Origin of the sequence: Anabaena sp. 4-3, from assembly GCF_001597745.1 — a bacterium.
Taxonomy (GTDB): Bacteria; Cyanobacteriota; Cyanobacteriia; order Cyanobacteriales; family Nostocaceae; genus Trichormus.
In genome coordinates, this window is record NZ_LUHJ01000039.1 from 108280 (window position 1) to 122065 (window position 13786).

The 13786-nt window shown below is 42.3% G+C and carries 10 protein-coding genes; 6 read left to right on the forward strand and 4 right to left on the reverse strand.

Annotated elements, in window-relative coordinates; translation table 11 throughout:
- Nucleotides 1–3: 3 nt before the first annotated feature.
- On the forward strand, nt 4–744 hold the full coding sequence (locus A3775_RS11140) for an HpsJ family protein (protein ID WP_066424961.1): 741 nt from the start codon (nt 4–6) through the stop codon (nt 742–744).
- 55 nt (nt 745–799) lie between these two features.
- On the opposite strand, the gene A3775_RS11145 is transcribed toward A3775_RS11140, so the two are convergent.
- On the reverse strand, nt 800–2062 hold the full coding sequence (locus tag A3775_RS11145; RefSeq protein WP_066381185.1) for a bifunctional sterol desaturase/short chain dehydrogenase: 1263 nt from the start codon (nt 2060–2062) through the stop codon (nt 800–802).
- 577 nt (nt 2063–2639) lie between these two features.
- On the opposite strand from A3775_RS11145, the gene A3775_RS11150 reads away from it, so the two are divergent.
- On the forward strand, nt 2640–5723 hold the full coding sequence (locus A3775_RS11150; RefSeq protein ID WP_066424963.1) for an EAL domain-containing protein: 3084 nt from the start codon (nt 2640–2642) through the stop codon (nt 5721–5723).
- Between the two features lie 281 nt (nt 5724–6004).
- Here the strand turns inward: A3775_RS11150 and A3775_RS11160 are convergent, their stop codons facing one another.
- Nucleotides 6005–7363, reverse strand: coding sequence for a lipid-A-disaccharide synthase-related protein (locus A3775_RS11160; protein ID WP_066424965.1), 1359 nt, complete (start codon nt 7361–7363; stop codon nt 6005–6007).
- 308 nt (nt 7364–7671) lie between these two features.
- Here A3775_RS11160 and A3775_RS11165 point away from each other — a divergent pair, with 308 nt between their 5' ends.
- Entirely contained in the window at nt 7672–9672 is a 2001-nt protein-coding gene (locus A3775_RS11165) for a BamA/TamA family outer membrane protein (protein WP_066424966.1), read from the forward strand.
- A gap of 6 nt (nt 9673–9678) precedes the next feature.
- Here A3775_RS11165 and crtH read toward each other — a convergent pair whose 3' ends face one another.
- Nucleotides 9679–11199, reverse strand: a complete 1521-nt coding sequence (gene crtH / locus A3775_RS11170; protein WP_066381192.1) for a carotenoid isomerase — start codon at nt 11197–11199, stop codon at nt 9679–9681.
- Between the two features lie 351 nt (nt 11200–11550).
- On the opposite strand from crtH, the gene upp reads away from it, so the two are divergent.
- From upp to A3775_RS11185, 3 genes are all read left to right on the forward strand, one after another.
- A complete protein-coding gene (gene upp, locus A3775_RS11175) occupies nt 11551–12201 on the forward strand; it encodes a uracil phosphoribosyltransferase (RefSeq protein WP_066381194.1) in 651 nt (216 codons plus the stop codon).
- Nucleotides 12202–12275: 74 nt separating this feature from the next.
- Nucleotides 12276–12623, forward strand: a complete 348-nt coding sequence (locus A3775_RS11180) for a hypothetical protein (RefSeq protein WP_066381195.1) — start codon at nt 12276–12278, stop codon at nt 12621–12623.
- A 138-nt stretch (nt 12624–12761) separates the two neighbouring features.
- Complete coding sequence (locus A3775_RS11185) at nt 12762–13040, forward strand: YggT family protein (protein ID WP_066381196.1); 279 nt, start codon at nt 12762–12764, stop codon at nt 13038–13040.
- 206 nt (nt 13041–13246) lie between these two features.
- Here A3775_RS11185 and A3775_RS11190 read toward each other — a convergent pair whose 3' ends face one another.
- A complete protein-coding gene (locus tag A3775_RS11190) occupies nt 13247–13711 on the reverse strand; it encodes a biotin carboxylase (RefSeq protein ID WP_231866989.1) in 465 nt (154 codons plus the stop codon).
- Nucleotides 13712–13786 lie beyond the last annotated feature (75 nt).

The window sequence follows — 13786 nt, forward strand, 5'->3', positions numbered from 1 at the left end:
TGTATGACTGATTTTGAGTTTTCCAAAGCATTAGAAACAGAGTTTTCCAAATTAAAAAATTCTGTAGAATCTCTCAATTCTTCATTAGAATTTATCAGCCTGTTGCGAACCATTGGTTATGGGATGCTGCTACTGGCGTTTGTTGATTTAGTTGAGGCATTCGTTCCACCCAACTTTATGAACCCTGGTTGGGAATTTCAAACAATGGGGAGAATAGTAGAACGGGTTGCTGTACCTTTAATTGGGCTAGTATTTGTTTTTTCAGGGAAACTAGAAAAGCGATCTGCATGGGAAAGACGCTTTTTAGCATTGTTGTCTTACTTAACTTTGTTAGTGGGATTATTGTATATCTTGTTAGTGCCGTTAGGAGTGGTGAACACGATTAGGCTATATAACAATAATACTAATCAAATTACTAACCAATATAATCAGCAATTGTCCCAAGCTAATCAACTAGAAAAAAGACTGAGTGAAGCTACACCTCAAGAAATAGAAAATCTGCTGAGAAGTCAAGGTGGTTCATTAAATGGTAGAAACCCGGAAGAATTCAAAAACCAAATTGCTTCAAGTTTGACTCAAGCCAAACAGCAGCTAAAAACGCAAGTGGAAACCAGTAAATCTGCTGGTCGGCTGAGTTTATTTAGGAGTTCTGTAAAATGGAACTTAGGCGCGTTAATTTCTGCGGCCTTGTTTATTACTTTTTGGCGGCGAACAGCTTGGGCTAGGAAAAATACCAGAGTTTAGATAATTAAGTGATAAAAGTTCAGGGATGTGCTTCCTGAACTTTTAATTCACCAGTCTAAGATGCAAGATTTTGGTTTTTCACAGTCTTGCTAAAGATGCGATAGTATAACCAAGTGCTAACTTCCTTGACAGGAAACAGCACATAAGTTAAAGGATTGATTGTCACAATAATATTGCGAAAATCGCGGCGGGCTAAAAATAAAATCATAGCAGCTACTTGCTGTGCTGACATCACGCCGTAAGGATTAAGTTGACTTTTAAAAGGCCCTAAAATTAATTTGCGAATTACACAATCACCATCCAAGCGTTTGAGAGTGACTAAGTTACCCAAGGTGCGTTTACTCAGTTCATAAAGTGGACTCAAAGCTGGGGATACTTCAGCCTCAGAAGTATTTACCCAAATTTCCTTTGTGGCTTTTGCTTGTGGCCCTGTTACAGTGGTCAAAAATATATCCATTAACCGCAAGGCTGAAAAAGTATTCACTTCATAGGAGGAGTTAATGGCTTGTGATGTGCGGTTGGTGTAAACATTAACACCGTGATTAATAATCAAAATGTCTACTTTCGCTAAACTTTCTTGGAGTTCGGCTTCATTACCCAACTGCCAAGAAATCACTTTGAGCTTTGCATCTGTGGGTAATTTATCTGGGTTAGTAGTTATTGCCACAACTTTAGCATTATGCTTGAGTAGTTCCACCGTTAATGCTTGCCCCAAAGCACCTGATGCACCTGTGATGGCGATGGTTTTACCTTTAAGAGAAAGTGCTGTTCCCAGTATTTTATCTACCAAGGAAAATACTCCACTGTAGTAAGCGTTAACATCATCAAAATGGTGTCGCCAATGGTAAGTCCGATTTACAAACCACACAGAAGGAATTGTCTGTAAAGGCCCTGGTAAGTGATTATAGTCTGTGTCAATGATACCCTGGAAATAACGCCGGGAGGCACCGAATAAGAACGTGCCAGCATAGACTACTCCTAACCATAATCCCTGATGCTGCCCAAGTAAGGCAATTACAGTCAATAGGACTACTAACAGACTCGATTCCACAATGTCGTTGTAGAGCTGGGATTCTTGATAAATTTTCAAAGAAACTACCGACAAATCCCGGCGATATGCCATGTGGTGCTTGTTGTGCCATTTGCTTAACCAATTGACTTTGTGACACAACGCATGGTAGCTGTCTCTCAATATCTCAGCTAGCACTAGAGAGAAGAATCCCCAACTAGCAAACTGTAAGCAAGCATTTACTAGCACCCAATTAATTTGTAGCCTTGCCTCAATCTCAGTCAAGCTTTCAGCTAACATCTGCATCATGTCGTTTTATACACCACTTGTCTTAATCTTTGTTTATATTCTCATCAGAATAGATTAAGCCAGAGTTATAAAGCAAACGAAAATTGCAGGTTTTGCTAGTCTGTTGATGATGCGGGTTATGGGAAATTAGAGATTTACCATTTAACCCATAAGTAAAGGTACTGGGCTAGGTTAATCCATCAGATATCAAATAATCCATGATTATACATCGGCAAGATATTAAGAAATATTGCCAAATGTGTAAACTTTCAGTAAAAAATGTAACTTCATCTATCCCAAGAGGTAAAGTTAAGAATAGCTTAATAAATGGCTTTGACCATTAACAGTTAGTGCTTATTGCTGTCTGTACATCCAAGGACACTAATATGCAGTAGATAATCTGTCTAGAAACGCTGAAATATTTAGTGCCTGTAAAAACACGTAGAAATTAGTTGAACTAAATTTCATGTATACAAGTTTCAGATTGTTCAATCATTGTTGTCTTTGTTCCTGGTGTACAAGCACTATAAGCTAACGTGTCAGAGCACCTTTTCAGGTGGAATTTTAGTTAAATATCCTAATTTACATAACTCTGGCAATGCTTTTTACTCGTGGCAAAGTGTATAAAAATCAGCGTAGTATTCCAAAGAAAAATAACAGAGGCTTGATACCGGGAGCAGAAAATGAAACCATTGAAGACAAGGGTGTGAATTTAGGCTCGATGCAAGAATTGAATTCTAATCAAGATTCAATATTCAACTTGCAAGACATACTCATGTTCTTGTCAGACATTAGTGCATTTCCTATGGCTATTGTTTGTCTAGAAAGCCGGGAAATTTTATTTACTAATCAGCTATCAGCACAAGTTTTTGGTGTTGATGTTTGGCAACAATATGAAAATATAGTGTCAATTATTTATGATAATCCTAATTTATATAACTGGTTAAATAGGAATCGCCAAAGCGGCGATAGTCTGCGTAATTTGGCGGTAAAAATCAAAAATGATGGCAATACTTTAGCTGCAAAAATATCGGCGAAAGCGATTAATTACCAAGGTAAATTAGCTGCCTTATTTGTGTTTACAGATATTGGTGAGCCTCTGGAAGTGCAGCAAAGAAATCAGGAGGCGATCGCTACCCCCGTTACACCAGAAAATTCTCCCTCTGCCTGTGAAATTAATTACCAACAATTTCAAAAACGCTTGCAGCTAATGGAACGGGCGTTAGCTGCAAGCAGTAATGGGATTGTGTTGACAGACGCTACTCAAGCACATCATCCGATTATTTACGTCAATCCAGCTTTTGAGTTAATCACTGGCTACTCTAGCAATGAAGTAATTGGCCGCAACTGCCGTTTTTTACAAGGAAATGATACAGCTCAACCAGCACTTCAAGAATTGCGTAGTGCCTTGCAAGAGCAAAGAGAATGTTATGTCATTTTAAAAAATTATCGTAAAAATGGTGATTTGTTTTGGAATGAACTCTACATTTCACCAGTGTTTGATGACTGTGGGCGTTTAACTAACTTTATTGGCGTACAAAACGATATTACGCAACACATACAAGCTGTAGAAGCATTACAGGAACGAGAAGAACAATATCGTTGCATTGTGGAAACAGCTACTGAAGGTATTTGGCTACTGGATCAAAATCACAAAACTACCTTTGTTAACCAACAAATGGCAGCGATGTTAGGCTACACCGTGGAAGAGATGCTAGGTAAAACGCTATTTTCCTTTGTGGATACCGCAGGCTTAGAACTTGTTCACAAATTCCTAGAACGCCGCCATCAAGGTATTGATGAAACCCACGATTTTAAATTCCGTTGTCAAGATGGCTCAGACTTATGGACAAGGATTTCTTGTACGCCATTGTTTGACGAGCAAGGAAATTATCACGGAGCGTTGGGCATGGTGACAAACATCAGCGATGTCTACGACGAGCTTCGCTTACGCAAACGGGCAGAAGCCGCACTACAAGAAAGCAAACAACGTCTTGATGATCTTTTAAACTCTCTGGAAGATATCGTTTGGTCAATTGCAGCAGATACTTTTGAGACACTTTACATCAATCCCGCAGTTTATCAGATGTATGGTCGTTCCCCGTCGGAATTTATGGAAAACGCAAATCTTTGGTTTGAAATTATTCACCCAGAGGATCAACCATTGGTGAGCCAAGCAATTCCACCTTTGCTGTTAAATGGTAGTCAAGACGTAGAATATCGGATTATTAAACCTGATGGCGAAATACGCTGGGTGCGTACCCGTAGTCATGTAATTTACGACGCTAATGGTAAACCTATCCGCATTGAAGGCATCGCTACAGATATTAGTGATCTCAAATTTATGGAGGCAAAGTTAGTAGGTCATGCCTTCTATGATCATCTCACTGGACTGCCCAACCGAGTGTCATTTATGCACACCCTAGAGGAAGCGATCGCCCAAATTCAACAACACCCAGAGCAACTATTTGCCGTCCTATTTTTGGATCTTGATCGTTTTAAGGTCGTTAATGATAGTTTAGGACATTTAGTTGGCGATCAACTCCTGGTGAGCTTTGCTGAACGTCTCCAAAGCTGCTTACGTCCTGAAGATACCATTGCTCGCCTAGGTGGTGACGAATTTACCATCTTATTGTCTCATATTCAATCCATCGAAGAAGCCACCGGCATCGCTGAACATATTCATCAGGTATTGAAATCACCATTTAACTTAAATGGCTATGAAGTATTTACTACTACCAGTATTGGCATTGCCTTAAGTACAACTGGGTACACCCAACCCTCAGATTGGCTACGTGATGCTGATACTGCTCTTTACTCTGCTAAAGAACAAGGTAAAGCTTGGCACATGGTTTTTGATAGTACCATGTATAACCGGGCTGTTGCACTTTTGCAATTAGAGACTGACTTACGCTGGGCAATTGAGCGTCAGGAATTAAGAGTTGCCTATCAACCCATTGTCTCAGTTGCCACCGGGAAAATCACGGGATTTGAAGCCTTAGTCCGTTGGCAACATCCAGAAAAGGGGTTAATTTCCCCCACCGAGTTTATTCCCGTAGCCGAAGAAACAGGACTGATTATCCCGATTGGTAATTTTGTCCTACGGGAATCTTGTCAACAATTAAGACAGTGGCAGTTAGAATTTCCTGACATTCCACCTTTAACCATGAGTGTCAACCTTTCCGGTAAACAATTTTCTCAAACCTGTTTAGTTGAGCAAATTGTGCAGATTTTACAAGAAGTTAACCTAGAACCGAGTAGCTTAAAACTGGAAATTACCGAAAGTGCCATTATGGCAAGCCCAGAACAAGCGGCTATCATTCTTCAACAATTTAAAGCTTTAGGAGTCAAATTGTGCATTGATGACTTTGGCACTGGTTACTCATCTTTAGCTTATTTACATAATTTTCCCCTTGACATTTTAAAAATTGACCGTTCTTTTATTAATCGCATTGATCGGGATGGTGAGAGGTTGGCAATTGTTAAAGCCATAGTCACCTTAGCATCTAACTTGGAAATGACTGTGGTGGCTGAAGGACTAGAAACAATCAGCCAGTTGGTACAGTTGAGGTTATTAAAATGTGACGAAGCACAGGGATATCTGTTTTCTCCAGCTTTAAGTAGTGAAAAGATTAACTTATTATTGGCGGGAAAACGACGATTTTATCCAGACGCTGAGTAAGAGAGTTGAGGGGAGATGAGGGAGGTAAATCAATTCAAAATTCAAAATTCAAAATTCAAAATTCAAAATCCAAAATTCAAAATCCAAAATTCAAAATTCAAAATCCAAAATCCAAAATTCAAAATTCAAAATTCAAAATTCAAAATTCAAAATTCAAAATTCAAAATTCAAAATTCAAGAGTTTCTGGGGAAACATCTCCTCCGCTCCTCTGCTCCTCTGCTCCTCTGCTCCTCCGCTTCCTCCGCTCCTCCGCTTCCTCATCCCCAATCCCTTTGAGTAACTAGAATCTGTCTAGCAAACATTCAGCAATTCGGCGTGCTGCGCCTGGTTTACCCATCCTACGTTTACCATTTTCGGCAATGATGTACAGTCTGTCGGGGTTGGTAAAGAGCGATCGCACTTCTTGGGCAACTTGTGCGGCATCCTCGACTAAAATCAAAGATAAACCTAAGAGTCGGCTTTGGGCTTCGGCGAAAGCGGGGTTAAATTGTGGCCCCTCTCCGGGAATAGCGATCGCAGGTTTGCCTAAACCGATAAACTGTTCTGTAGCTGTTCCTGCCATTGCGATCGCCACATCGCCCCAGTGTAAACATTCGTTATATGCTTGTTGTGTCAAAATTAAATAGGCGTTTCTTTGCTGGAAGATTACAGCATTATCATCGGGTAGAGGAAGCGGTGATACTGTGTCGAGTCGCCAACCTTGAGACTGCACAGTTTTAGCGAGGATATCAGTATCTAATCCCGGTGCGATCGCTCCTAAAAATACCACCCTACCAGAATTCGGTACATAAGAATCTCGTTCCCGAAAACTCGCCATCAATGCAGACACCGCCACCATAATCATTTCCCAATTTTGATAAGCTTCCGGCGCACGCGAACCCGGAAGGAGAGTAATCACCAAAGGTCTAGCTATTTCTTGTTTTTGGGCATCAAGACTATAAAATTGTTGAGTAGTTAACCTCGGTTCTAAACCATCCATCATCGGGTTTCCCATGTCAAAAGCCGGAATTGCCCACTGACTTAATATTTTTGTTGTCAACCCATCCCTAGGAAACACCGCCCGACAACGGCGACGACTCATTAACCACCTTTCCCAAGGATGGTAAATCGAACCAGAAAAATTTTCCCAACGGGCTGCTGTTGATTTCCTGGGTAAAATTCCCACCTCATCCCTCACATAATATTCTGACTTCGCCGTACCCACAAAACCATAGTTAGCACCACTAACAAAAGCAAACAATAACGGTACAATATCCCCCACCGCCAAAATTGCCGGCTTGTTACCTAATTTTTTTTGAGAACTCACCCAACGGCGCACCGCTTGAATTTGACTCCCAGTCAGTTGAATTAAACCACCGCGTACATCCCGCGCCAACTGTCGCCCATCCATATATATAAACCCGCCAGAGGGCATAGTTCGCACAGCACCAATCAGGGGAATATCTAACTGTTGATAAGCCCGTCCTTCACCCACCAAAGGTAAAGCAAAAATATCTGGTGGGTGGGATTGTTGTAACAATTCTTGCAAAATGCGGACAGCAATTACATCTTCCCCATGACCATTACTTAATACCAACAACTGCAACCGAGAACTAGGGGTGGGCGTATTGGCTAGGGATAAGCGGGAGATATCACTCATTTCAAAATTGTTGATGGTTGATAGTTGATGGTTGATTGGGAAATTTTAACGCTAACAGGTGTGACTGTCATTCGTGGCTAGGGAAACATTACCCTAGTTAAAGGCTGATAAGAAACAAAATCTCAAAATTAACGGTCTGTTTAGGTAATTCGTAATTTACGCCCTGTGTAACTTTATCTCAAACCTAACCCCCAACTCCTTCCCTGCAAGGGAAGGGAAGCAAGAATCAAAGCCTCTCTCCCGGTGGGGGAGAGGTTTGGAGAGGGGTCAAAATAATTAAGTTTTACATTCCGAAATAAGTTAAAATTATGCGTGTTTCTTCTACTACAATTCTGACTTTAGCTACTTTGGCGGCTGGTAATGTAACTCAACAAGCCATAGCTGCACCTGCTACAACCTCAACTCAGGCAGAGAACAAGCAAAATTTAGTAGTGCCAGTAGTGGAAGAAAACACCGCACCGATAACAACTATAGCTGTACCAGAAACCGAGATTACTCCCCAATTTTCTCAATCTACAGTCATAGCGCAAAAACCTATAGTTCTTTCTCCTGTACCTCCGGTTACGGTATCAGCCCCCAAACCTACCACAGCAGAAAGCGGTTTAGTGGTGATAGCTACCGATGTGCAGATAGTAGGCGCAACACCGGAATTACAGCAAATCATTCGCCAAGTAATTAAAACCCAAACTGGGGGAGAAACCAGCCAAAGCCAGTTACAAAAAGATGTCGAGGCGATTTTGCAGACTGGTTTATTCGTGAATGCAAACGTTAATAGCCGCACTACTGCATCAGGATTGAATGTAGTATATCAAGTGCAACCAGTGATAGTGCGATCGCTCCAACTCAACGAAGCTAAAGCCCTTACCTACCAAGTAGCCCTCAAACCCTTTCAATCACAAATCGGAAAACCCATCAGCCCCGCAGGACTCAAGCAAGCAGTTGCACAAGTAAATAAATGGTACGCTGACAATGGTTATAACTTAGCGCGGGTACTATCAATTAAACCTAACGCTGAAGGTATCCTCACCGTCAACGTTGCCGAAGGCTTAGTTAATGATATTCAATTCCGCTTTTTTGACGAAGACGGTAAAACCATTACAGGACGTACAAAAACCGAATTTTTAAAACAACAACTGCAACTGAAAACCGGGCAAGTCTTCCAAGAAAATCTTGTCAGACAAGACGTTCAGAAATTATACCGAACCGGCTTATTCCAAAGTATCAATGTTAGCTTTGAAGGCGATGCAAGTAACCTAGATGTAATTTACGAACTCAAAGAAAATGGAGCGCGTGCGATTAACTTAGGTGGTAGTTACAACGGTGATGTAGGATTAATCGGGACTTTAAACTATCAAGACCAAAATATTGGCGGCAGGAATGATACTTTAAATGTCAACGTCGGCTTAAGTAGCCGTGATTTACAATTTGATAGTAAATTTATTAGTCCGTATCGTGCAAATAACCCGAACCGTCTAGGGTACAGCGTGAAAATCTTCCGTAACCGAGAACTGTCACAAACCTTTGATGATGAGATTAAATTAGCTAACGGTGATAAAGTGCGGGAAGGTAAGATTGGTGGAAGTATTAGCTTACAAAGACCGATGGATGATTGGGATACTTCCCTAGGGTTGAATTATACCCGTACCAGCATCCGCGATCGCCAAGGTAATATTAGCCCCACCGATAGCAAAGGAAACCCCCTTTCCGCCAGTGGTACAGGCGTTGATGATTTAGCTACAGTATCATTTACCGCCACCAAAGACCAACGCAATAACCCCATCAACCCCACCCAAGGTTCCGTACTGCGTCTGAGTACAGAACAATCTGTACCTATAGGACAAGGTAACATTTCCATGAATCGCCTCACCGCCGATTATACCCGGTACGTCCCAGTACAACTATTCAACACTGAACAACCCCAAGTATTTGCCTTAAACGTGCAAGCTGGTACCGTTCTAGGCAACTTACCACCTTACGAAACCTTTAAATTAGGCGGTTCTAACTCTGTACGTGGTTACAACGCTGGAGACGTAGGAAATGGACGCAGCTACGTACTAGCCTCCGCAGAATATCGCTTTCCCATCTTACCCATTGTTGGCGGAGTAGTATTTGCTGACTTTGCCTCAGACTTAGGTTCAGGAGACACCGTTGTAGGAGATCCCGCAGGAGTACGCAACAAACCCGGTACAGGCTTCGGTTACGGCGCAGGAGTCCGACTAAACTCCCCCTTGGGCTTAATACGTGCCGACTACGGCATCAATGACCAAGGAGAAAGTAGAGTACACTTAGGCATAGGTCAACGGTTTTAAACCACCTCAAAAACCCAAATCAACAGCAATGCGATGAGCGCAAGCAAACCCAGAAAAAGCCACAGCATTCAAACCCTGACCGGGAAACGTACTATCCCCCACACAATAAAGCCCAGAAATAGATGTACGATTAAAAGGCATACCCAACAACCCCCATAACTTGCGCCGGGGTATAGGCCCGTAACTCCCATCAACACGCCCCAAAAAACGGCGATGGGTGCGCGGTGTCCCCACCTCCAGATAATCTAAACCCCCATCTAACCCTGGAAAAATCTGTTCTAGTCGGTCAATAATGCGCCAAGCTGCCGCTTCTTTCTTAACTTCGTACTCCTGAGCAGACATTCCTTGCCAATCATCAATCCAGTGGGGAGTGAAAGCGTGAATGATATGATAACCCTCTGGAGCTAAATTTGGGTCAAGCAAAGTAGGAATAGAGACAAACAGCGTTCCTTCCGGTGCCATCATCTTATGCCAATCTTCCAAAATAATATGATGGCATTCTGTCCCAGTCGGCAAAACTGACTGTTTTACCCCTAAATGCAGACTCAAAAAACTCGGAGATTTTTCATAACGTTGCTGCCAATTTTTCTCATTACGGGGCATCTTTTCTACGGGTAGCAATTTTTCAAAAGTATCCCAACGCGTAGCATTCGACACTATACGCTTACCGTAATAAGTTGTACCATTAGCTAACTGCACACCAACAGCCCGCCCGTTTTCGGTGAGGATTTTTGTAACCTTAGCTTGGTATTTAATCGTACCCCCAGCTTTTTCTAAACCCTGGACTAATTTTTGGGCAATTTGTCCGACTCCGCCTTTGGGATAGTTGACACCGCCGTAATGTCTGTCAGAAAATACCATTCCCGCATTAATCATCGGTGTCATATCTGCTGGCACTACAGACCAGCAGTAACATTCCATATCGATAAATTTTAATAGTTGGGGGTCTTGAATGTAACGCCGGGCGACATCACCAGCATTCAGAGGTAGGTACTTAGCTAAACCGAGACAAGCCAAAGGATGCTGCAAAAATACCCGCAGCAAATACCGAGGTTCTTCTAGTGATAGTAAATCTATCTGGTTGAGACAGTTGAAAACACGCCAACATTCGTTATAAAAGCGACGAATGCCTGTGGACTCATGAGGAAAGTAAGCAATAAGATTTTGCAAAAATTTGTCATAATCTCGCTCAACTTTCAAATTTAGACCTTGCGGTAGGTGATAATGAATCTGTACAGGGTCAGGGATGGTTTCTAAGCTAGTATTCACGGCACTCAGGGCGCGAGTTAGTAAGTTTGTCGTGCCTTTGTTTCCGAATCCGAATATCATCGATGCTCCTACATCGAAGCGATAGCCTTGGCTCTCAAAGCTCCCAGCACTACCCCCTGGGATTAAATAGCTTTCCAATACCAGGACTTGCGCGCCTTTGGCTGCTAGTTGGGTTGCTGTCACCAAGCCACCAATGCCAGATCCAATCACAATCACATCAAATACAGAAGATGGGGGAGTGCTGAAATTGGTGAACATAGGGACAGGAAATACAAAATATTAATTAAGAAAATCGTATTCTATATTACTTTGGTTTAGGTCTATTCTAGGTTTTCTGAATATAAAGAGAGATTTTTTGCAGGTTTCCCATTGTTCAGCACACAAAAAAGAGGGACAAGCCTGCTACCGCCGGCTAATCCCGTCTGCCGATCCTTAAAGAGAGGAGAACACTGATTAACAATATACCCTTGGTTGAGAATGCCTGTCAACTATTAATGCAAATCTTTTGCAATAAATTTTGTAAGTGCTGATTTTACCTGTTAGCATAACGCAGGAAAGAGTATGATGATGTTTCAGTTCTTGTAGAATAAAAGGCGGCTATTTTTAGCTATGGCGGTACAACTGCGCGTTTACGTTCCACCCCATCCTTTAATCAAGCACTGGCTAGCAGTTGCCCGTGATACTGCTACACCCTCAGTGTTATTTCGTAGTGCCATGACCGAGTTAGGGCGGTGGCTAACTTATGAAGCTGCGCGGGAATGGTTGCCGACGCAAGATATTATGGTACAAAGTCCTTTGGATAGTAGCCCTGGTACGGTGATTAATCCAGAGATACCTGTGGCAGTGGTGCCGATTTTACGGGCGGGTTTAGGGTTATTAGAAGGGGCGCAAACTATACTACCCTTAGCATCGATTTATCATCTGGGCTTGGTGCGAAATGAAGAAACCCTAGAAGCTTCCTGTTACCTGAATAAATTGCCAGAAAAGTTTGACCCCCAAACCAGAGTTTTAATTACTGATCCGATGTTAGCTACAGGTGGGTCAATTATGACGGCAATGGCAGAATTGACAAAGCGGGGTGTTGATCCAGCTTTAATCAGGATTGTGTGTGTAGTAGCGGCACCACCAGCTTTACAAAAATTGAGTAATGCTTATCCAGACTTGGTGATATACACTGCCACAATTGACGAAACAGTGAATAGCAAAGGGTATATTGTACCCGGACTAGGAGATGCAGGCGATCGCATCTTTGGGACATAAGTTAGTATGCAGCTAAGGGAGGACAATAGCTTAATGGATGTACAGGTTGCAAAGTTGCTTTAAGGGGTAAAGTTATGAGTCAGCGTGATGGTTTCGCCAGTGGTTTTTTCGCTGGGGCAATCTTTGGGGGCGTAGTCGGGGGCATTTTGGGGGCTGTGATTGCCTCTCGCCGTGATGAAGAAGTCGAAGAGGGTACACAACTGATTAATGGCCCCGCAGAAAATCAGAAAGTTGCCAGCAAACGCCGTCAGATGATATCTTCCGAAGGTGAAGATATGGAAATGGAAACTGCCAGGCGATCGCTCGAAGATAAAATTGCCCAGTTGAATGCCACAATTGATGAAGTCAGAAAACATCTAGGCAATGTCAACGGCGGTTCCACTCAATCTGTAAATGACCGTTCCCTCAGCCAAGATTCTTAAATCGGTTGCAGTTACACCACTCCCCACTCCCCACTCATGTCGGTTAACACGGTAACTCTCCGCATACGTCATGACTGGGACTAAATTAAAATCTATAGTAAGACCGCTTTAAACACTTAACAGGAAACTCACCAATCCATGTATTTACTGATTAATACGTTAGTTGCTTTCATTTCTATTTACAACACCTTGCTCATTATCAGGGTGCTGCTGACTTGGTTCCCCAATATCGACTGGTATAACCAACCATTTGCCGCTTTAAGCCAAATCACAGACCCCTACCTGAATTTATTCCGTTCTATTATTCCTCCCTTGGGCGGTATGGATTTTTCACCCATCCTCGCCTTTATAGCACTCAGCTTAGTCGGTGATCTCTTGAGAAGCCTCACTAGCTTGCCATTTGTACAAGGTTTTTAAGTCATATCTTGCACCATTCTCAATCAGCTTAAGGTGGGCATTGCTAACAACTTAAAACTAAGGCTTTGAGCCACTTCCCAGCGATGCCCACCCTACAAACATGATCATCAAGGAACAGGTGCAAGATGTGTGTTAACTTCTACCTCAAATAGCCTTTGTAGAGACGTGAAGATTCCACAACGTCTCTACAATTTTTGCTTTTTTTCCTACTTACGGATTTTAGCACTAAATCCAGAAGCTTTAAACTGCTTCAGCTTGAGCGGTACAGGCTGATTAGCAGGTACAGAAATTCTTAATTCAAAATCACTCACCCCTGGTGGAACTTCGGCAATAGAACCTAGACGGGTGCGATTTTGTAATACAGGGTCATTGTTAGCATCATAGACGCGACCATAGATATCTGCATCGTAGACGGTTTTATAAGTGCTATTATTTGCCTTACCAGTGACAATAAAGCAATTAGCCGCACCACTACCGCTACTGGTAACAGCACCTTGAGCCAATTCGGGCGGACACTCCTTATATGATATGTCAGATAGTTTAATCTGAGTCAAAGCTACAGCCACAGGAGTCCATACCCAGGATATTAAAACTACGAGGGAAAAAAGCGCGATCGCCCTGATAAATTTTGTGTAATTCAACTTAACTGCTATTCTGATTTTCTTTTCCATAACTGTATACAGTAGCAAGGAAACCTAACTCAACTTTATACCTTTGGGGTGAGGGAGTGGGGGGAGTGGGGGGAG